The organism is Victivallis lenta, from assembly GCF_009695545.1.
Lineage (GTDB): Bacteria > Verrucomicrobiota > Lentisphaeria > Victivallales > Victivallaceae > Victivallis > Victivallis lenta.
Genome location: NZ_VUNS01000030.1, coordinates 12,827 through 32,822, shown reverse-complemented (window position 1 = coordinate 32,822; position 19,996 = coordinate 12,827). Strand labels below are relative to the sequence as shown.

Below are 19,996 nucleotides of genomic sequence, written 5' to 3'. Positions count from 1 at the left end.
CTTACCCCCTCCGGGCGATCAGGGTTCCCGGATCCCCTCGCTGAGCGCTTTGACAAACGGATTGAGAAGGTAGTTGATGACGGTCCGTTTCCCGACCTTGATCTCCGCTTTCAGACGCATACCCGCAAGAAGCGGCGCGTCCTTGCCGCGTCCCTTGAGTTCGCCCGAGATCTTCAGGCGCGCCTGGTAGGTCGCTCCCATGGAGGCTTTGCTCGGTTTTCCTCCGGCGTCGGTCTCCTCCATCTGTTCGGTGCTCTGGACCCCCTTGTGGAAGGCGTCCTGGGAGATGTAGATCACCTCTCCATCCAGAGTTCCGCACTGCTGGAACGGAAACGCATCCAGTTTGATTCTCGCCTTGTCGCCGAGTTTGACCCAGCCGATGTCCTTTGCCGGGATGTCCACCTCGGCCTCCAGCGGGACATTGAGCGGAATCAGTGTGACAAGCGCTTCCGCCTCCTGCACCGCCGATCCCTCCTGGAACGGCGCCAGTTCATGAACCACCGCGTCGCACGGCGAGCGCAGCTCGCTCTGCCGGTCCAGCATCGCCGCTTTCGGGATATCCTTGTTGACCGAAATCAGCTCCCGCTTCACGCTGACATGCTCCTCCATGATCTGCCGGTACCAGTCCTTGATGAACGCATTCTTTTCCGCCAGAATGGTCTGGATCTGCTGACGGTTTTCCACGATCTGCACGTTCTGCTGGTCGATCTGGATCGCCATCTCCAGAAAGGAGACCTGCGTCTGCAGAAGGTCTTTCAGCGAAACGATGTTTTTCTTCTGCAGATCGCTCATCATCTTCTCGATTTTCCCGATGGCGTTTTTCCGTCCCTCGTAGCGGGTCAGACTCTCCTGCAGCGCCTTCAGCGTTTTTTCATACCGGATCAGATTTTCGTCGTAGGACCGGATTTTCTCCCGGTAATAGAGCTTTCTTGCTTCAAAGATGCCGAGCTGGTTTTTCATGTCCTGATCCGGGTTCTCCGGCAGAACAAACGGCTTGTCGTAGCCGACCAGCTCCGCTTCCAGACGCAGCTTGTGCGCATTGAGGCTCTGACGCTGTTCCAGCAGTTTGGCATAGTCCGATTCCGTCAGCGTCGGATCAAAGGTGAAGAGTACCTGTCCTTTCTTCACCCGCTGTCCCGGCCGGATGTTCACAGTCTTGATGACGGTGCGTTCATAGGGTTTCATCGTGATGGTCGGCCGCACCGTGGTAAGCTGTCCGTCCGCCGCGACAATCTTGTCCACCTTGGCCAGACTTGCCCACACGATCATCAGAAACAGCAGCGCCACCACCAGAAACCAGACCACGTGCATCGGAAACGGCGGCCGCTGCGCCTCCAGCATGATCGCATCCGGCTGAAACTCCTCCGCTTCCCTCAACGTTTTTGGTTTTGTATTAAATTTCATCATCTTCGGTCCCCATCTGCTGACGCCAGAATTCCGCATAAATGCCGTTCCGGCCGATTAATTCCCGGTGTGTTCCGCTTTCCACCAGTTCGCCTTTGTCCATCACCACGATCTTGTTGGCCCGGCAGAGAATCGAGAGCCGGTGGGAGATGATGAACACGGTCCGGTTGCGGGCGATCATCTTCAGATTCCGCCGGACAAGCGTTTCACTTTCCGGGTCAAGCGCGCTGGTCGCCTCGTCGAAAATCAGAATCCGCGGATTCGGAAGCAGCGCCCGCGCGATCGCTAGACGCTGCCGCTGACCGCCCGACAGATTGGAGGCATTCTCTTCCAGAATCGAATCGTAGCCTTTCGGCATCTTCTGGATAAACTCGTCCGCCCCCGCCATCCGCGCCGCGTAGATGACCTCTTCCATCGACGCCTCTTTCTTGGTCAGTGTCAGATTCTCCCGCACCGTGCCGTAGAAGAAATAGTTGTCCTGAAGCACGATTCCGATGTTGGAGCGCAGACTCGAGCGGTCGATTTCCCGGATGTCGATCCCGTCGAACTTGATGATGCCGGCCTGAAGGGGATAGAGTCCCTGAATGAGTTTGGTCAGCGTGGTCTTGCCGGAACCCGACCGCCCGACCAGTCCGACCGTCGTCCCCGGCGCAATATGCAGATTGCAGTCCTTGATCACCCGCGGTCCATCCGGCGTGTACTGGAAGGAGACATTCTCTATGGAGATCTCTCCCCGAAGCTGATGGTGCAGCGAGCCGCCCACCTGCTCCCCGGGACAGTTCATCACAACGCCGAGCATCTTGACCGACAGCGCAGTCTGCTGATACTCATGCACCAGTCCCACAATCCGCACCAGCGGCGCCGTCACCCGTCCCGAGAGCATCTGGAACGCAATCAGCGCTCCCACCGACAGCGTCCCGTCGAACACCGCCTTCGCTCCAAACCAGATGATCGCCACAAACATCGTCTTTTCCAGAAAATTACTCAGCGTCCGCGCCGTCATGGAGATCTTGGCCACCCGGAAGTACCGGGTGATCGCATATGCCGCCGTATCGTTCCACTTTCTCTGCTGGGTCGGTTCCAGCGCCAGCGATTCCAGTTCCGGAAGGGTGATGTTCGGATTTTTCGCCTTGGCGGAGCCTCGCAAACCCAGCGTAATTTCCGGTGTACGGGCAGCGGTATGTTCCAGCAGACCTTCATAAATGTGCCCGATTTGTTCCACGTCCAGTGCCCGATAAGAGAGCAGGATCGCGCCGCCGGTCTGTTCCAGCACCTGCAAAGAGTTCAACAGCAGGAGAACCGTCCGGTTGTCAATGGGCAGCGGGGTTGGATTGCACTCCTTCCAGCAGGTTCCCTTGGCTCGTCCTTCAAGGAACGGATACTTATCCGGATCAAAGATGGAGCCGCCCAAAGCAGGCAAGCGCACCTCGGCATGCTCCAAGCCACCATAAACGGCCCGAAAGATCGCCAGCAGACGCGCCCAGGCATCGTGCCGCCGTTCTAGGATTTCTGCTCCGTGTTTATCCGCTTCGCTCGCCAACTGACTGCGCAAAGTGGAAACGGCGTAATTCTGATCGTAAAGCTCCGTCCCCAGCAACAGGAGCCCCCGTTCCTCCGCACAAAGAAGGAAAACGAGCCGCATCATGACGGTAAGTCCGGCTTCGTAGAGTTCCGCCGGTCTTATATCGCGCAGGAGTTCCCGGTTGCGGTCCTGATCCGCTTTATCCAGACCTTGAATCAGAACTTCCACGGCTGTGCGCACCTGATCGCCAAGTGTGTCGGTAACTTCTTCCAGACAATCAAGCGATTCATCCATAAGCGCCGGAAGAGTTTCGTTTTCCGGACCGAAGAAACGACGAACCCCCAGAAGCGAAGAAAACGCCTGCAAGGTCCGCGGTTCCTGGAACCATAGACGGGCATACCAAGTCACACTGCCGGAAGTTTTGCCGTTCGGGGCGTTGACAAGCATCCACTCTTCGCCGTTAGTAAGCAGTCCCAGGCGAACGTCCTTCACCCGGCAGAGTTTGGTCATTTTGTCCAGGGGAGAGGCTGTCCAGTCACTGCGTCTGTCTATAGCGGTAAGATTTGTCCCCGGAGGATAGACCCCAACGAAAAGTTTCGGTTTGGCATCTTCATCCTGCAACACGAATTCCGGGGAATAGCCACCGACGCCGTTATCTGACGGAACTTGAACGGAATTTCCCGGCAGCAAAACTTTGTCCGGTATCTCCAGAAAGTCGGAAATTACCAAATGCACCCATTCCTTATGAAGCGCCTGTAAATCCTTGTCATCCTCGGAAACAGCATCGCACCATTCTTCATACGCAGAACGAATGTGCCGCTTGGCTTCGGGATAGATTGCCTCCAATCCCTGCGGAAACACACGGTCCAATACAGCGACTGCCAGGAATGGTCCGGAAACTTCGACCAGCGAAAGCCATTCGGCATGTTTGGAAAGATTTCTTGCCATTATTTTGCCCCCCATGCTTTCGTTTGCGGAACGAGGAAGATGACCGCCACAGGGAAGGTTCTCGCCTCGGGATCGGCATAGTGCTTTTCGATCATTGCCGTTTCCTGTTTCTTTTCATCAGGAATCCGTTCCAGCCGGGCACGCAGAGCATTGCGGTCCTTTTTCAGCTGATTCTGCTCCATTTCGTTGTAAAAAGCGAATGTCAGCTGAAGTTCTTCCGGTTCGTCCAGTTCCCTGCGGATATTGGCATCCAAATCATCCAGAATGTGGATGATATCTTTTATTTCCCCCTGTTTGCGCAGCTCAATGGTATTCCGCAAAGTGTCCAGTCGGTCACGTGAACGGGCATCTACAGCCGCCATAATAGAAGTTTCATTCTGTTGAAAACGCTCTTTGAGAACAGCAAAAGCGGTATCAGGAACCTTATCCAGCGCAGAACCGGAGTTCAAAAGTGCATTCAAGTCTTTCTGCGTAGCAATACGCCTGAAAGAATCATGCCGGAGTTCTCCGCCGGAAACAGTCAATTCCTCATGCAAACGGTGATGGTCTCCTCCGGTAATAACCAAACGGGACCAGACTATCGCCTGCGGATTTTCAATTCCGGGAACGCTTTTAATTGCCACCCGGTGGAGATGTTTTACATCTTCCAGGCTCCAAATTTCCTCCCTCAAAAGGCGCAACGACATCTGGACCAGCTTATGATTCAAATGCGCCAGAACCAGATCTTCACGCCCCTTCATCAAAGCATGGTCGAAGGTGATCGCCCGCTTTTCTCCGGTGTGAGGATGGTTCAGCCCGTTCAACGCCTGACTCCATGAGCCGCTTAGCGCAGGGACATCGAAGGCACTTCCTGAAGGCAGACCCGGACGTCCCACAGGCTTTAAAGCAGGTTTTCCCGCAATGTCCAAAGCCACTTGAACCGCATTGGCAATGTGCTGAGGGGTCAAGTGAAAATCATTTTCCGCTTCCAGCAAATGTTCATGCAGCCTTTTGATTCGTTCCTGCAGGCGTTTTTCTGCGGCGAGATACTTGCCCGCCCGTTTGCGTTTTTCTTCCGCAGCTGAAACATCAAAGGTAGAACTTTTTCCCAACATTGCGTCTTCAATTTGACGTGCGATTACGGAGCCAACACTGCCAAGATCTTCCCGGATATTATTGACCTTTATGGCAGCACGCATCAGATACTCACAGTCTCCTGCAATATCGCCGGGCTTGCAACTGGTATCGGTGGATTCAAAGCCTTTTCCCACCGGGTGCCAGATGAACACAGAACTTTCCTTCTGTCCATGTCGGTCAATGCGGCCGTTACGCTGTTCCATAACGTTAGGATTCCACGGAATTTCCACATGGATCATGAAATTGCAGTAGTTCTGCAAGTCAATTCCTTCCGAGGCGGCATCTGTTGCCAGCAGAATCCGGACAGGAGAATTTTCCGGAGAAGTTTGAAAGGCGGCTTTAACTGCTTCTCTCTCCTCCGGCAGCAAGCTTCCATGCATGACCATCAGATGTTCTCCACCGAATCCGTTGTGAGCCAGAATCGTTTGCAGCCAGGCATGGGTATCGCGATATTCGGTGAAGAGAATAACCCGTTTATTGTTCCATTTTCCATCGGTTTTCAAATGGATGTTAAGCCAGTGCAAAATAGCCTTTGATTTTGAATCCTGCCGATCTTTTGCGTTTTCTGCCCATTCTGAAAGTTCATCCAGCAGCTGACGCTGACTTTCAGTAAGCGGGGCCGAAAGTTCGGCGTTGAGTTCGAGGACTTCTGCAGCAGCCTCATCTGCCAACGCTTCGTTGGAAAACTCCTCTTCCGCTTTCATGATGGCACGATGCAGAATGCGGTCATCGAAATTGTTGCTTTTCTCCTTGTGTTTTCCATGTTCCAGCGTTTCACGGTGTTTCGCCAGCGTTTTTGCAAATGCGGCAGGAGAGGAAAATAAGCGTTTTTTCAGGAGGATATGAACGAATTTGGTCCCATAGGCATAGCGTGAGTCGCCGACAGATTTCATCCGGGATTCGCAGAATTGGCGGAGAAGATCATGAACTTTTCGCTCGTCTTCTGTATAGTCCACCTCAAGCGGCAGGAGTTCTCGCGTAGGAAAGACAGGCTTTCCCGCGGCATCCACAATGTTGCTTTTCAGTCGGCGAACCATAACTTGCTGAAGTTGCTGTTCGTCCGGTTCAACAGTTTTTGCAAAACGCTGATTATCCAAAAGTTCCAGAAGCGAGGTAAAAGACTCCTTATAGCCATTGTGCGGCGTGGCCGTGAGAAACAAGTGATGAGAGAAATGGGGCGAGAGCCGTTGAATTACCTGAGTGCGCTGGCTGGGGATAGAATATGCCGCGGCAGCCGCAGGAGCGACATTGTGGGCTTCATCAATTACCAAGATATCAAACATCCTTGGATAACTGATCTGCGGAGGAAGAATATCTTTCAAAAGACGCAGTCCTTCTCCTCCCTTGATCCAATCCATGGAAGTGATGAGCCGAGGGTATGATGTCCAGGGATTGGCCTGCAGACCGCGTTCCCGGCGAAGTATTCTGATGTATTCAGTGTCGACAATACGGAATTCCAAACCGAATTTTTCCTGCATTTCCGTCTGCCACTTTACCTGCAAACTGGCGGGACAGACGACAAGTACCGTTCTTGCCCGGTGACGGATCATCATTTCTTGAATGACAAGACCGGCTTCAATGGTTTTACCTAAACCGACATCGTCTGCAATCAGGAGATTCACCCTTGCCATGCTGATGGCACGAACCAGGGGATCCAGTTGGTAATCCTCAATCGTGATTCCGCTTCTGAATGGAGCCTGCAAGGATTGGCGATCAGCATTGGATGCAGCGCCCCACTGAACTGCATCCAAAAATGCCTCTAACTTGTAATTCGGATCGTAACCGCCAATGACGGGCAGACCGGCTTTTTCCAAAATCTTCGCGCCAGGTTCAATTTCCCAAATAACCTGCAATTCTTCATCAAGAGCATCTTCATCAATGGATTCCAGCGTGACCAGATGCTGAAGTTCCCGTAAATTGCGAGCCAGCCCGTTGCTGTCAATTTGCGTAACGACCCATTGTCTGCGACGAACCTCGACCAGTTGTCCCGGCTCAGGAAGCAGATTTTCTATTGCTATATTCTTTTGGCTATCTGGCTGCATAACAGAAAGTTACCTTTTCTTTGTATAAAATTTATTGACGTGGGCGACAAGACTTCGACCTATGACTTCACCTAATTTAACTGGAACAGCATTTCCGATCAGCCGACCGATATTTTTCTGACAAATCGGCTCATCTGGCTTGGAAAATTGGTAGCTTCGTGGGAAGCTCTGAATGATAGCGCCCTCTCGAAGCGAGATTGCTCTGTCCTCTTCCGGATGACCAAATCGCCCATTGCCGAACCCGAAGAACTGGGTCGTCATTGTCGGTGCTGGCTGGTCCCATTCCATGCGTCCGTAAACACTGCCATATGTGTTACCAGACTCTTTTTTATGGCAATCTGCGACCAATTCTCTTGGCCAATCCCGCCATGTCCCACCTGGTTTTGAGGCGCGAATTCTACGTAGATTCATGTCCGACAACTTGGAACTTTGGTGGAGCGGATCTTGTTTTGACTGTTCCCCGTGACGCAAATGGGGAAGTCCGCGAAACGCCTGTCGAACTGTCTTCCTTTTAGCCCCGATTTCCTTGGGCGTCAGCAGATGAATTTCTCCCAGTTTCGATGCCAACAGCACTAAGCGGTGTCGGTGTTGAGGAATGCCATATTCAGCACAAGCCACCACTTGATGAGACACGTGATATCCGGCATCCCGCAATGTTTTGAGAAATGTCTGGAAAACATCTTGTTCTTCAAGTCCTGGGACATTTTCCATTGTCACGAATTCCGGTTGGATTTCTCGAACCAGACGTGCAAATTCAAGCAGGAGGAACCATTTTTTATCTTTGTCCTCCTTGCTCCTGGCTTTCATATTGTACGTTGAAAATGTTTGACATGGGGCGCAACCTGCCAAGAGTCGTAAGCATCCTTTTCGATAGAATCCACATATTTCCTTTGGCTGCAAGTCAGTCACAGATTCTTCAAGAAATTTGCTGCCGTTGTTATGCTCATATGGATATTGACAGACCGGATCCAAATCAACTCCCGCCTTCACTTTGATACCGGCATCTAATGCTCATGTACGGTAAAGAAGCAAGCAACCGAAAACAATAGATAGACCGCCAGCACTACACTATTCCGAACCAAAGACCAAAAGATAAGCATTTTGAGAAAATCTAAACTTTTGGATTTTCCTACAATGCCGACTACGGCGGAATCCCTCCCACTCCTTATATATTTCTTTCTGTATACATTGAATTTGTATTTAGTAAAATGCAGACAACACCACGGATCGGCTTTTGGCTGGACAATTCCAACCAAACACCGCAGCAGACAGTAGAAACCATTCTGAACGTTAGGAAGCCGGTATGATTGTTACATATAAGGGGAAGAAAAATTTCTTTTAGATACTTGTTTTCCTAAAACTGATGTGATATAATAATTCAATTCCAGAAAAGGAGTAAAAAATATGCGGCAAGGTATTCTTAAATAAAACACAGCCATCCCATAGGAAAAGAAAAAGTTGAAAGATGATGGTTCTGGATGCAACTTATATTTCAGCAAAAAACAAGGAGCATCCATGAAACCATCAAAGCATAAAATGACCGTATTATCGCAAATTTTCAAGTTGATTCCGCGAAATTTGATTCCGAAACTTGCCAATGAGTTCGGAATAGACAGGCAGTCTCGGGTGTTCAGCCCGACGAGTCATGTTCTGGCTCTGGTCTTCGGACAGCTGACGCATGCCCTGGGGCTGAACGACATCTGCGATACGCTTCGAAATCATTGCGGTCTGGTAAGCAAAATTCGGGATTGCGTTCCCCCGAGCCGTAATGGTCTGTCCCACGCGAACCGGAACCGTGACGCAGGCATGGCGGAAAAACTGTTCTGGGAAGTTCTTGCTCATCTGAATGAGATCAGTCCGAACTTTCGGATTCAAGGCAGACGCTACTGTGCGTTACCGAGACGCTTCAAGCGGATGATCCATGTGGTTGATTCGACAACGATTCAGCTGATCGCCAACTGTCTGGATTGGGCAAAACACCGCAGGCGGAAAGCGGCGGCGAAAATGCATTTGCGTCTGGATTTGCGTTCCTTTCTGCCGAATTTCATTCTTGTAAAAACAGCCGGGACTCACGATTCGGCGGAAGCACCGGCGCTTTGCGTGGGAATCAACGAAGGTGAAATTGTCATCTTTGACAAGGCGTATGTCGACTTCAAACACCTCTGGCGGCTTTCCCAACGCGGCGTTTTCTGGATCACCCGCGCCAAGGACAATATGAAGTATGATGTTGTGGGACAGCACAGCGCACCCAAGCTCAATATTCTTCGAGATGTTGTCATCAAACTGACCGGACAACGAACTTCCGTCTGGTATCCTGAAACTCTCCGTCTGATCGAAGCAATCGTAGAAGTCGACGGAAAGCCCAAACGGATGACCTTCATCACCGACAACTTCATTTGGGCGGCAAGCTCTATTTGCGATCTCTACAAGGCTCGCTGGGCCATTGAAGTTTTCTTCAAGGAGATCAAGCAGACTCTTCAACTCTCAGACTTCATTGGCTACAACGAGAACGCGGTGCGCTGGCAAATATGGACGGTTCTTCTCACATATATTTTACTCCGATTTATTGCATGGCAGAATGAATGGAAGCATACTTTTACAAGATTGTTCACTGCCTTGCGCGGAGTCATCTGGCGCTGCCTGGATATGGGAAGTGTCCTCAGATGTTGTGGGACAGCATCTGACTCTGTCCGTATGCGAGGCGCTCCGGAACAGGCATATTTACCAGGATTCGCACAACTATAATCCAACTCAACGAAAAGGAAAAACCGGAAATGGGTAATTTAAAAAAACAATCAACGCAAGCTCAAACAGGAGGACAAAAATGACAATTTCAAAGATGTATGGGACGGCAGTGTAAATAAAACTATAATCAAATAGTGGGAACAAAGGATTATGATAGTCCCTTTTGTAGGGGCTTAGTTTTTTGTACCCAATTTAAGAATACTTTTGCCTTATCAATTTTGACATATCCCCAAAAACAGCACTCACAAACAGGTGTATGCTGTATATGTGTATGTCCGCAAATTATCATCCCCAGTGGTAAAAGTATTTTACTGCTGGGGATTTTTATGCCCTTCGGGGCAGTAAAGGGAGGACAATCACATGAAAATAATCAATATTGGAATTCTTGCCCATGTAGACGCTGGAAAGACGACCTTGACGGAGAGCCTGCTATATGCCAGCGGAGCCATTTCAGAACCGGGGAGCGTCGAAAAAGGGACAACGAGGACGGACACCATGTTTTTGGAGCGGCAGCGTGGGATTACCATTCAAGCGGCAGTCACTTCCTTCCAGTGGCACAGATGTAAAGTCAACATTGTGGATACGCCCGGCCACATGGATTTTTTGGCGGAGGTGTACCGCTCTTTGGCTGTTTTAGATGGGGCCATCTTGGTGATCTCCGCTAAAGATGGCGTGCAGGCCCAGACCCGTATTCTGTTCCATGCCCTGCGGAAAATGAACATTCCCACCGTTATCTTTATCAACAAGATCGACCAGGCTGGCGTTGATTTGCAGAGCGTGGTTCAGTCTGTTCGGGATAAGCTCTCCGCCGATATTATCATCAAGCAGACGGTGTCGCTGTCCCCGGAAATAGTCCTGGAGGAAAATACCGACATAGAAGCATGGGATGCGGTCATCGAAAATAACGATAAATTATTGGAAAAGTATATCGCAGGAGAACCAATCAGCCGGGAAAAACTTGTGCGGGAGGAACAGCGGCGGGTTCAAGACGCCTCCCTGTTCCCGGTCTATTATGGCAGCGCCAAAAAGGGCCTTGGCATTCAACCGTTGATGGATGCGGTGACAGGGCTGTTCCAACCGATTGGGGAACAGGGGAGCGCCGCCCTATGCGGCAGCGTTTTCAAGGTGGAGTATACAGATTGCGGCCAGCGGCGTGTCTATCTACGGCTATACAGCGGAACGCTGCGCCTGCGGGATACGGTGGCCCTGGCCGGGAGAGAAAAGCTGAAAATCACAGAGATGCGTATTCCATCCAAAGGGGAAATTGTTCGGACAGACACCGCTTATCCGGGTGAAATTGTTATCCTTCCCAGCGACAGCGTGAGGTTAAACGATGTATTAGGGGACCCAACCCGGCTCCCTCGTAAAAGGTGGCGTGAGGACCCCCTCCCCATGCTGCGGACGTCGATTGCGCCGAAAACGGCAGCGCAAAGAGAACGGCTGCTGGACGCTCTTACGCAACTTGCGGATACTGACCCGCTTTTGCGCTGCGAGGTGGATTCCATCACCCATGAGATCATTCTTTCTTTTTTGGGCCGGGTGCAGTTGGAGGTTGTTTCCGCTTTGCTGTCGGAAAAATACAAGCTTGAAACAGTGGTAAAGGAACCCACCGTCATTTATATGGAGCGGCCGCTCAAAGCAGCCAGCCACACCATCCATATCGAGGTGCCGCCCAACCCGTTTTGGGCATCCATCGGACTGTCTGTTACACCACTCCCGCTTGGCTCCGGTGTACAATACGAGAGCCGGGTTTCGCTGGGATACTTGAACCAGAGTTTTCAAAACGCTGTCAGGGATGGTATCCGTTACGGGCTGGAGCAGGGCTTGTTCGGCTGGAACGTAACGGACTGTAAGATTTGCTTTGAATACGGGCTTTATTACAGTCCGGTCAGCACGCCGGCGGACTTCCGCTCATTGGCCCCGATTGTATTGGAACAGGCATTGAAGGAATCAGGGACGCAACTGCTGGAACCTTATCTCTCCTTCACCCTCTATGCGCCCCGGGAATATCTTTCCAGGGCTTATCATGATGCACCGAAATACTGTGCCACCATCGAAACGGTCCAGGTAAAAAAGGATGAAGTTGTCTTTACTGGCGAGATTCCCGCCCGCTGTATACAGGCATACCGTACTGATCTGGCCTTTTACACCAACGGGCAGAGCGTATGCCTTACAGAACTGAAAGGGTATCAGGCCGCTGTCGGCAAGCCAGTCATCCAGCCCCGCCGTCCAAACAGCCGCCTGGACAAGGTGCGCTATATGTTTCAGAAGATAATGTAACGTCTTGCGCAATGCAAGCGTTCATTGCTGGCTATTGCGAAATATCATTGATAAAATCAGTATCAGAGAGGAGAAACTATTTTGAACCAGGAACAGACGAATATTACAACAGGAAAGCAAATACGTCATCTGCGAACACAATTGGGAATGACACAGGAAGAACTAGCCGGGGAATTGAATGTTACCCGGCAGGCACTATCGAATTGGGAGAGAGATGTTAATGAACCCGATTTAAATATGTTGAAAAAAATTTGCTTTCTTTTTGGAGTCAACATGGACGATTTTGCGAAGGAGGTAATAACAAAGATGGAAACATATGAAAAAAAGGAGAAACGACAATTTAATAAGTACGATATGGCAATTGGACTTTTTTATGGTGTTGGTATATTTCTTGGCATTGGTATTTTCTTTGTTGGCGGTTTTATGACAATGTCAGGTGCAGGGTGGGGAGCATCACTATTTGGCGGTGGCTGTTTTTCTCTTGTATTTGGCTTGATATGCCATGCAGTTATTACATTGAGAAGAAATGACAAATGATGACATATCCTGCTTTCTATACTTTTCGGTAATACCGAGTAAAAAAAGCCGCTGCTTTTGGCTTTCCAATAGCGGCGGCTTAATGCAAGCGGCGGCAAAGGGAAATATCCTTTGAATACCTTACAGAAGAAAAGTTTTGCAGCATTACAAAAATAAAAGCCTATACCATTTTGGAAAGAAAAGATACATAATAGTCAAGACGACAACAATCAGAAGTTATGGAGGGTAACAATGGAATATAGTAAGGAAGATTTAATGGAAGCAAAAAAGCAAATTTTGGGAGTGGGAGAGAACATGGGAACAGAGGAAAGTAAAAAAATCTGGGAGGAGAACGCACAATTTTGGGATAATGCAATGGGTGACGAATCTAATGAATTTCACAGAGAGGTAGTGCGCCCCAAAGTAACGGAACTTCTATCTCCTAATCCTGCGGATTACATTTTGGATATTGCGTGTGGCAATGGAAATTATTCTTCGTATCTTGCACAAAGAGGTGCTTCGGTTGTCGCTTTTGATTACAGCAAAAAAATGATAGAATTGGCTAAAAGACGGCAATCACAATATGCAAAACAAATTGAATTTTGTGTGGCGGATGCGACCGATAGAAAAAGTATATTAGAATTAAAAAGAAATCGAGCCTTTACGAAAGCAGTTTCTAATATGGCAATTATGGATATTACGGACATTGAACCACTTCTTATGGCTGTTTATGAACTGTTGCAGGAAAGCGGAATTTTTGTCTTTGCAACGCAACACCCTTGTTTTGTCACGTTGACTGAAAAATATATGACACCGCACAGTTACTATGATATAGCGATTGAAGGGCAACCGAAAGAGCAGATTTATTATCATCGTTCCATACAAGATATTTTTAACCTTTGTTTTAGAGCTGGATTTGTCATTGATGGATTTTATGAAGAATGTTTCAAAACCAACAAAGAAATTCCTATGGTAATGATAGTAAGGCTTAAGAAGGTAAAACGTGATAGCTTAAAATAAATTCAAGTTTGTCGGGTAAATAGCAAACCCAGCCGAGCCAGTCAACGATAAAATGAACGCCGCTTCGCGCCGTCGTTGACAGCCCCGCCCGTCTTTGCTGGTAGGCAATCAAGGGGCGACAGCAAGGAGTACTGCCGCCCCGCACTATTATTCAGAGAGGGGGAATTTCCATGACCGAAGATGAAGCCTACAAGGTGCATATCCAGTACACATTCAATGCCTTTTGCAAGGTAGTCATTCGTCACGCAGCCATAGATAAAATCTTGAAGCTGCGCCGGAGGTGGGAACGGGAAGTTTCCCTTGATTATCTGATGAGTGAAAAGTTTGTCCAGCTTGCCGAGCCGGAGTAGCTTGAAGAATATCTTTTTACCGCCTGCGGCCAGACCGCCGTTCTGTATCATGCGGAGCTTGCCGCCGCCCTTGCCCTTTTGCCGGAGCAGACGCAGGAAGAAATTTTTCGTTACTATTTCCTGCGCCAGCCGCAGCGAGTGATCGGCGTACATATTGGCCGGACACGCAGCACAGCGGGGCGGCATATCCGGCTTGCCTTGCAGCGGTTAAGGCGGCTCATGGAGGGAAATGACTATGAGTAAACTTCTCCCCTATGAAACAATCGTCAAAGCCCATGAGGGCGACCCGGACGCAATCGACACCATTCTTTCCCACTATGCCGGATATATCCGCTACTGTTCCAAAGTACACGGGAAAGTCAACGCCGAAGTTGAGGAACATATAAAGCAACAGCTCATTGCCGCCCTGTTCAAATTTCGCTTTGACCGATAAACAAAGAACAAACACTGGCTGTCATTAGCGGTTTCACTCCAGCCAGTTTACAATTCATCTATTCCTAAAGGAAGCAGGTCATAGTATAATAGAACCAACGACAAATATACTTTTAGGGGAGATATAGCAATATGAAAAGTAATAAATACTTAACTATTGGCTTATTAACAGGATTTATTGTCGGTGGTTGCATAGGTGTGTTGGCATGGGCGTTTTTGCAAAATCTTTTTGCTATTTCTATTTGTGCAGGTATCGGAATGTTGATTGGAATTGTTATAGGTACATTGATTGATTATGAAAAAAATAATCATCAAGAGAAATAGAAAAAATGCACAATGCCTTAAAGGGAAAACAGGAATTTATTGTGCTATCCATCATCGGGCCAACCTGACCTGAACTTTCAAAACTGAATATCCACCGCCCATCGGCGGCCAGCGAAAGCAGTAAGTCTGAAAAAGATTTGCTGCTTTTTTCTTTATCCGTTTGGCAAAATCGCAAAGTCATCCGTAGTAGGTAGGTGAAGCCGGAAACAAAAAATTTTCTGCGGCGGTAGCCAAATCTGCATTTTCTGTATTTCTAAGGCAAAGGAAAATTTGAGAAAATTCCCGGCAAGCGGGTAGCTGGCGGCCTTTGAAATGTATCTTTAGCGGAAAGAAAGAACTGCGGGTAAAAATCGCCCCACGCCGTAAGATTTTTGCAGAAATCCGGCCAAAACAGGCGGCAGCTATACGAGTAGTAAGTGCAAGGGGAAATCTACGGCTTACTTAGAGCAAGTTTCTACCACGGTGCCAAAATCCGCAATTCTGCGGTTTTGCCCCTCGCGGGAAACTTGTTGGGGAGTGCCTTCCCCAAACCCTGCTATGCGGCTTACGCCGCAAAAATATTTCTGTCCGGCAGACAGGAAATGCCCCGAAAATAGCTAACAGACCAGCCCATTTTTTGTGATAAGTGAAAGGAGGTTTACAGCCCATGCCGAAGCGATACAACACCCCCCACCGCAGCCATGTTGTGAAAACCCGGCTGACCGATGAAGAATACGCCGACTTCACAGAACGGCTTGCGCCCTATGGTATCAGTCAGTCCGAATTTCTCCGGCAGGCCATCCGGCGCACTACCATACGCCCCGTACTCCATGTGTCGTCAGTCAATGACGAGCTGCTCTCCGCTGTCGGGAAGCTCACAGCCGAGTACGGCAGGATTGGCGGCAATCTCAACCAGATTGCCCGCACCCTCAACGAGTGGCATAGCCCCTACCCGGCTATGGCAAAGGAATTGCGGGAAGCGGCCGCCGACCTTGCCGCCCTCAAGTATGAAGTCCTAAAGAAAGTAGGTGACGCCGTTGGCAACACTCAAGCATTTAGGCTCTAAGAACGCCGACTACGGAGCCGCCGAACAATACCTGCTCTTTGAGCATGACGAATTTACTATGAAGCCCGTCCTTGATGAAAACGGCAGGCTTATCCCCCGTGAGGATTATCGCTTGTCCACGCTGAACTGCGGCGGCGAGGATTTTGCCGTTGCGTGTATGCGCTCCAATCTCCGCTATGAGAAAAATCAGCGGCGGGAGGATGTGAAAAGCCACCACTATATCATCAGCTTTGACCCACGGGACGGGCCGGACAACGGCCTGACCGTAGACCGGGCGCAGGCGTTGGGGGAGCAATTCTGTAAAGAGCATTTCCCCGGCCATCAGGCCCTTGTCTGCACCCACCCGGACGGGCATAACCACAGCGGCAACATCCATGTGCATATCGTCATTAACAGCCTGCGGATAGAGGAAGTGCCGTTCCTGCCCTACATGGACAGGCCAGCGGACACGAAAGCCGGGTGCAAGCACCGCTGCACCGACGCAGCCCTACGCTACTTCAAGTCCGAGGTCATGGAGATGTGCCACCGGGAAGGACTTTACCAAATCGACCTCTTGAACGGCAGCAAGAACCGTGTCACAGACCGGGAATATTGGGCGCAGAAAAAGGGACAGGCCGCACTGGACAAGCAGAACGCCCCCATGATTGCAGGCGGTATCACGCCCCGGCAGACCAAGTTTGAAACGAACAAGGAGAAGCTGCGGCAGACCCTACGGAAAGCCCTTGCCACCGCTGCCAGCTTTGACGAGTTTTCCTCTCTGCTGTTGCGGGAGGGTGTGACCGTCAAGGAGAGCCGGGGGCGGCTGTCCTACCTCACGCCAGACAGGACGAAGCCTATCACCGCCCGGAAGCTGGGCGGCGACTTTGACCGCACCGCCGTCCTTGCCGTTTTGGAGCAGAACGCCCAGAGGGGCGTAACGGTTCGCTACACCCCGCAGCACCAAGCCGCCAGAGCCGCCGAACAGACCGCAGCCATACCCGAATACCTACACGCCGGGAAAGGCCGCTTACAGGGCGAAAAGACAGGGAAAATCGACCCCAGACAGGACAGTGTGCAGCGGCTTGTGGACATTGAGCAGAAGATGGCCGAGGGCAAGGGCAAAGGCTATGAACGATGGGCGAAGATACACAATCTGAAACAGGCCGCCAAGACCCTGACCATCTACCAACAGTACGGCTTTTCTTCCCCGGAACAGCTTGAAGCCGCCGTTGCTACCGCCTATCAGGAAATGCGCCAGACCAGCGGCGAACTGAAAGCACTGGAAACGAAGCTGCAAGGGAAAAGGGAGTTGCGGCAACAGGTACTTGCCTATGCCAAGACCAAGCCCATCCGCGAGGGGCTGAAAGCGCAGAAATCCGAGAAAGCCCGCGCCGCATACCGCCAGGCAAACGAGAGCGATTTTATCATAGCCGAAGCCGCCGCCCGGTATTTCAAGGCACAGGGGCTTACCAAGCTGCCCGGCCGAAAAGCGTTGCAGGCCGAGATCGAGCAGCTTATCTCCGAGAAAGACGGCCTGTACAACACCTATCACGAACAGAAGCAGCGGTTCAGGGAGTTGCAGACCGTCAAGCGGAACATCGACCAGATTTTGCGCCGGGAAGAGCCGCACCGCAGAAAGGAGCAGAGCCATGAACGATAAGCCGTCCCGCATGGACTACCGCCAGCACCAGGCAGCCCGCCGCCTTGTGCATGAGTGCTGTAACTACGACGAGGGGAACTGCCTGCTGTTAGACGACGGGGAGCCTTGCGTGTGCGTCCAGAGCATTTCCTATTCCCTCATGTGCCGCTGGTTCCGTGTGGCTGTCCTGCCCCTTGACGGGGAGCTGGCCGCAGCCCTCTTGTACCGGGGGAGCCGGAAACGCTGCGCGGTCTGCGGGGCGGCCTTTGTCCCCAAATCCAACCGGGGGAAATACTGCCCCGGCTGCGCCGGGTGCATGAAGAAACGCAAAGCCGCCGAGAGAAAGCGGAAACAAAGGCAGAAATGTCACGCTTTAGAGCCTTTCAAACCCGCATAAATCAAGGCTTTTTTCGTGGGTGTCAAAGGGTATGCGATACATTTATCCTTTCCCCCCGGAAATGCCGTCCTAATGCGTGACAAAGCCCAAAAACGACACAACACAGAGGGAGGTGATACTATCGCTGATTATATCAGGGCAGACACCACGCTGCCCGCCTATCTTCCATACCCCCGTTTCCTGCTGAAAATGGAGATTTCACAGACCGCCAAGCTGCTGTATGCGCTTTTATTAGACCGCTCCACCCTGTCACAGAAGAACGGCTGGCAGGACGGCGAGGGCAGGATATTCATTGTCTACCCCGTTGCGGAGATAGCGGAAATGCTGGACAAGGGTTGTACCGCCATCAAGGGAGCCTTGAAAGAACTGGACGCAGCCGGGCTTTTAGAACGGGAACGGCGGGGCTTCTCCGCACCCAATCGGCTTTATGTGAAAGTGCCGCCTGTCCCAGTGGTACGGTTTTCCGACCAACTGATGGCCGGAAAAGCGACCCTCATACAGTCGGAAAAGCGACCTTATGACGGTCGGAAAACCGACCCTATGATGGTCGGAAAACCGACCCCTAACAAAACTAATATAAACAACTTAATAGAGAACCAAACAATGAGAGCGAGTGGGGAGCCGCCCACAGCTTATGGCCGATATGAGAATATTTTTCTGTCAAAGGACGAATATGACGAGTTACAGGCAGAATACCCGGACAGGCTGGAACGGCTGATTGAGGAAATGAGCCATTACCTTGCCGCCAGCGGGAAAGCCTACCAGAATTATGCCGCCGCCTTGCACAGATGGGCGGCCAATGACAAAAAGGGAGCCGTAAAACAGGGCATCCCCGACTATACCTGTATGGAGGGAGAAAGCTTATGACAAGTGAAATCAAAGATATTTTGGAGAACATGACAACCGCCGCCCCGGAGATGGAGGACTATATCGGCGAGGACGGACTGCTTTACTGCGGAAAGTGCCATACGCCGAAAGAAGCCTACTTCCCGGAGGGTAAGGAGCTGTTTGGCCGTGACCGCCACCCGGCAGAGTGCGACTGCCAGAGAGCCGCCCGTGAGCAGCGGCAGGCCGCCGAGGAACACCGCCGCCATGTGGAAGCCGTGGAAAATCTGAAACAGAGGGCTTTTGCCGACTCAGCCATGCAGCAATGGACATTCGAGAACGACAACGGCAGAAACCCGCAGACCGGGATTGCCCGGCGGTATGCGGAGCATTGGGAAGAAATGCAGGCCGAAAACATCGGCTGCCTGTTCTGGGGGAACGTCGGCAACGGGAAAAGCTACCTTGCGGGCTGTATCGCAAACGCCCTCATGGAGAAAGAAGTCCCCGTATATATGACGAACTTCGCCGTTATCCTGGGCGACCTCTCTCCCGGCTTTACAGGCCGGAATGAGTATATTTCCCGCCTTTGCCGCTATCCGCTGCTTATCATTGACGACTTCGGCATGGAGCGTGGCACCGACTATGGACTGGAACAGGTATTCCATGTGATTGATACCCGATACCGCAGCAACAAGCCGCTGATCGCCACCACCAACCGCCCGCTGGACGAGTTGAAAAAGCCGACAGACACGGCCCATTCCCGGATTTATGACCGACTGCTGTCCATGTGCGTCCCGATACGCTTTACTGGCGTCAACTTCCGGCAGGAAACCGCAAAGCGGAAAATGGAAACCATGAAGAAACTGCTGGCTGAATGAAAGGAGTATTGCCTATGGAGAATATCAAGCAGCACGACCACCGTACCACCCGCCGCCCCGACTGCGTGACGGAAATCCGCATGGGGAATACCGTTCTTGTCGTGTCCGGCTTTTTCAAGAAAGACACCACCAGCACCGCCGCCGACAAGATGGCGAGGGTACTGGAAGCGGAAGCCGCTGCTACACAAAAAAAGGCGATTTGACAAGCTGTAAAGAAGCAGATTTATCACTTTTACCGCTGTACAGCCGCCCCTGTTCCGTGGTACAATGAAACCACGGAATAGTGGGGCTGGCTGTCGGAAACGGAGGATTTTATGTTAAGACAAGCCACCCAAAACCTCATTACCGCCCTTTATCCGAGATTGTCCCATGAGGACGAATTGCAAGGCGAGAGCAATTCCATTTCCAACCAGAAACGGATTTTGGAAGCCTACGCCAAGCAGAACGGCTTTACCAATCTGCGCTGGTACACCGACGACGGCTACTCAGGTGCGAACTTTGTTGAGGTAAGATAACGATACCTTTTTTGCAGAG

At 51.0% G+C, this 19,996-nt stretch carries 16 protein-coding genes and 2 pseudogenes; 14 read left to right on the top strand and 4 right to left on the bottom strand.

Annotated elements, in window-relative coordinates:
• Window positions 1-18: 18 nt before the first annotated feature.
• Genes FYJ85_RS19310 through FYJ85_RS19295 form a run of 4 tightly spaced genes read right to left on the bottom strand, consistent with a single transcriptional unit; the run spans window position 19 to window position 8,022 of the window.
• Window positions 19-1,407, bottom strand: coding sequence for an HlyD family type I secretion periplasmic adaptor subunit (locus FYJ85_RS19310; RefSeq protein ID WP_206213330.1), 1,389 nt, complete (start codon window positions 1,405-1,407; stop codon window positions 19-21).
• Window positions 1,394-3,874 carry a peptidase domain-containing ABC transporter gene (locus FYJ85_RS19305; RefSeq protein WP_206213329.1) on the bottom strand — a complete coding sequence of 827 codons (2,481 nt, stop codon included), beginning with the start codon at window positions 3,872-3,874 and terminating at the stop codon, window positions 1,394-1,396. The genes FYJ85_RS19310 and FYJ85_RS19305 overlap by 14 nt, the downstream gene beginning before the upstream one ends.
• A complete protein-coding gene (gene drmD, locus FYJ85_RS19300; RefSeq protein ID WP_154420318.1) occupies window positions 3,874-7,032 on the bottom strand; it encodes a DISARM system SNF2-like helicase DrmD in 3,159 nt (1,052 codons plus the stop codon). The genes FYJ85_RS19305 and drmD overlap by 1 nt, the downstream gene beginning before the upstream one ends.
• A 9-nt stretch (window positions 7,033-7,041) precedes the next feature.
• On the bottom strand, window positions 7,042-8,022 hold the full coding sequence (locus FYJ85_RS19295; protein WP_338116711.1) for a DNA cytosine methyltransferase: 981 nt from the start codon (window positions 8,020-8,022) through the stop codon (window positions 7,042-7,044).
• Between the two features lie 525 nt (window positions 8,023-8,547).
• On the opposite strand from FYJ85_RS19295, the gene FYJ85_RS19285 reads away from it, so the two are divergent.
• The 14 genes and pseudogenes from FYJ85_RS19285 to FYJ85_RS19220 all read left to right on the top strand — a co-directional run.
• Window positions 8,548-9,777 carry an IS4 family transposase gene (locus FYJ85_RS19285; protein WP_154420346.1) on the top strand — a complete coding sequence of 410 codons (1,230 nt, stop codon included), beginning with the start codon at window positions 8,548-8,550 and terminating at the stop codon, window positions 9,775-9,777.
• 360 nt (window positions 9,778-10,137) lie between these two features.
• On the top strand, window positions 10,138-12,057 hold the full coding sequence (gene tet(W), locus FYJ85_RS19280; RefSeq protein ID WP_000691721.1) for a tetracycline resistance ribosomal protection protein Tet(W): 1,920 nt from the start codon (window positions 10,138-10,140) through the stop codon (window positions 12,055-12,057).
• A gap of 81 nt (window positions 12,058-12,138) precedes the next feature.
• Window positions 12,139-12,594 (top strand): XRE family transcriptional regulator, encoded by a 456-nt coding sequence (locus tag FYJ85_RS19275; RefSeq protein ID WP_001071126.1) that lies wholly within the window; start codon window positions 12,139-12,141, stop codon window positions 12,592-12,594.
• Between the two features lie 231 nt (window positions 12,595-12,825).
• Complete coding sequence (locus FYJ85_RS19270) at window positions 12,826-13,593, top strand: class I SAM-dependent methyltransferase (RefSeq protein WP_000456787.1); 768 nt, start codon at window positions 12,826-12,828, stop codon at window positions 13,591-13,593.
• A 170-nt stretch (window positions 13,594-13,763) separates the two neighbouring features.
• A pseudogene (locus tag FYJ85_RS24485) lies at window positions 13,764-14,186 on the top strand (sigma-70 family RNA polymerase sigma factor).
• Window positions 14,179-14,376, top strand: coding sequence for a helix-turn-helix domain-containing protein (locus FYJ85_RS19260; RefSeq protein ID WP_001909500.1), 198 nt, complete (start codon window positions 14,179-14,181; stop codon window positions 14,374-14,376). Before FYJ85_RS24485 ends, FYJ85_RS19260 begins: the two are co-directional and overlap by 8 nt.
• 131 nt (window positions 14,377-14,507) lie before the next feature.
• Window positions 14,508-14,699 (top strand): hypothetical protein, encoded by a 192-nt coding sequence (locus FYJ85_RS23890; protein ID WP_000841357.1) that lies wholly within the window; start codon window positions 14,508-14,510, stop codon window positions 14,697-14,699.
• Between the two features lie 646 nt (window positions 14,700-15,345).
• Window positions 15,346-15,744 carry a plasmid mobilization protein gene (locus FYJ85_RS19250; protein ID WP_001126628.1) on the top strand — a complete coding sequence of 133 codons (399 nt, stop codon included), beginning with the start codon at window positions 15,346-15,348 and terminating at the stop codon, window positions 15,742-15,744.
• Window positions 15,716-17,383 carry a relaxase/mobilization nuclease domain-containing protein gene (locus tag FYJ85_RS19245; RefSeq protein WP_009249723.1) on the top strand — a complete coding sequence of 556 codons (1,668 nt, stop codon included), beginning with the start codon at window positions 15,716-15,718 and terminating at the stop codon, window positions 17,381-17,383. The genes FYJ85_RS19250 and FYJ85_RS19245 overlap by 29 nt, the downstream gene beginning before the upstream one ends.
• The gene (locus tag FYJ85_RS19240; RefSeq protein WP_000998386.1) at window positions 17,373-17,759 is read left to right on the top strand and encodes a cysteine-rich VLP domain-containing protein; all 387 of its coding nucleotides are present in this window, start codon (window positions 17,373-17,375) and stop codon (window positions 17,757-17,759) included. The genes FYJ85_RS19245 and FYJ85_RS19240 overlap by 11 nt, the downstream gene beginning before the upstream one ends.
• Before the next feature lie 72 nt (window positions 17,760-17,831).
• Window positions 17,832-18,626: a replication initiator protein A gene (locus FYJ85_RS19235; RefSeq protein ID WP_001205019.1), complete on the top strand. Its 795-nt coding sequence runs from the start codon at window positions 17,832-17,834 to the stop codon at window positions 18,624-18,626.
• Window positions 18,623-19,462, top strand: a complete 840-nt coding sequence (locus FYJ85_RS19230) for an ATP-binding protein (protein ID WP_000200031.1) — start codon at window positions 18,623-18,625, stop codon at window positions 19,460-19,462. The genes FYJ85_RS19235 and FYJ85_RS19230 overlap by 4 nt, the downstream gene beginning before the upstream one ends.
• 14 nt (window positions 19,463-19,476) lie before the next feature.
• Window positions 19,477-19,665: a transposon-encoded TnpW family protein gene (locus FYJ85_RS19225; RefSeq protein WP_000427739.1), complete on the top strand. Its 189-nt coding sequence runs from the start codon at window positions 19,477-19,479 to the stop codon at window positions 19,663-19,665.
• A 111-nt stretch (window positions 19,666-19,776) separates the two neighbouring features.
• A pseudogene (locus tag FYJ85_RS19220) lies at window positions 19,777-19,962 on the top strand (recombinase family protein); the annotation flags it as partial.
• Window positions 19,963-19,996 lie beyond the last annotated feature (34 nt).

Bases quoted from the DNA above. Each gene is read 5' to 3' on its own strand.
- FYJ85_RS19310 (WP_206213330.1), bottom strand. From the start codon at position 1,407: ATGATGAAATTTAATACAAAACCAAAAACGTTGAGGGAAGCGGAGGAG.
- FYJ85_RS19305 (WP_206213329.1), bottom strand. From the start codon at position 3,874: ATGGCAAGAAATCTTTCCAAACATGCCGAATGGCTTTCGCTGGTCGAA.
- drmD (WP_154420318.1), bottom strand. From the start codon at position 7,032: ATGCAGCCAGATAGCCAAAAGAATATAGCAATAGAAAATCTGCTTCCT.
- FYJ85_RS19285 (WP_154420346.1), top strand. From the start codon at position 8,548: ATGAAACCATCAAAGCATAAAATGACCGTATTATCGCAAATTTTCAAG.
- FYJ85_RS19270 (WP_000456787.1), top strand. From the start codon at position 12,826: ATGGAATATAGTAAGGAAGATTTAATGGAAGCAAAAAAGCAAATTTTG.
- FYJ85_RS19260 (WP_001909500.1), top strand. From the start codon at position 14,179: ATGAGTAAACTTCTCCCCTATGAAACAATCGTCAAAGCCCATGAGGGC.
- FYJ85_RS23890 (WP_000841357.1), top strand. From the start codon at position 14,508: ATGAAAAGTAATAAATACTTAACTATTGGCTTATTAACAGGATTTATT.
- FYJ85_RS19250 (WP_001126628.1), top strand. From the start codon at position 15,346: ATGCCGAAGCGATACAACACCCCCCACCGCAGCCATGTTGTGAAAACC.
- FYJ85_RS19240 (WP_000998386.1), top strand. From the start codon at position 17,373: ATGAACGATAAGCCGTCCCGCATGGACTACCGCCAGCACCAGGCAGCC.
- FYJ85_RS19235 (WP_001205019.1), top strand. From the start codon at position 17,832: ATGCGTGACAAAGCCCAAAAACGACACAACACAGAGGGAGGTGATACT.
- FYJ85_RS19230 (WP_000200031.1), top strand. From the start codon at position 18,623: ATGACAAGTGAAATCAAAGATATTTTGGAGAACATGACAACCGCCGCC.
- FYJ85_RS19225 (WP_000427739.1), top strand. From the start codon at position 19,477: ATGGAGAATATCAAGCAGCACGACCACCGTACCACCCGCCGCCCCGAC.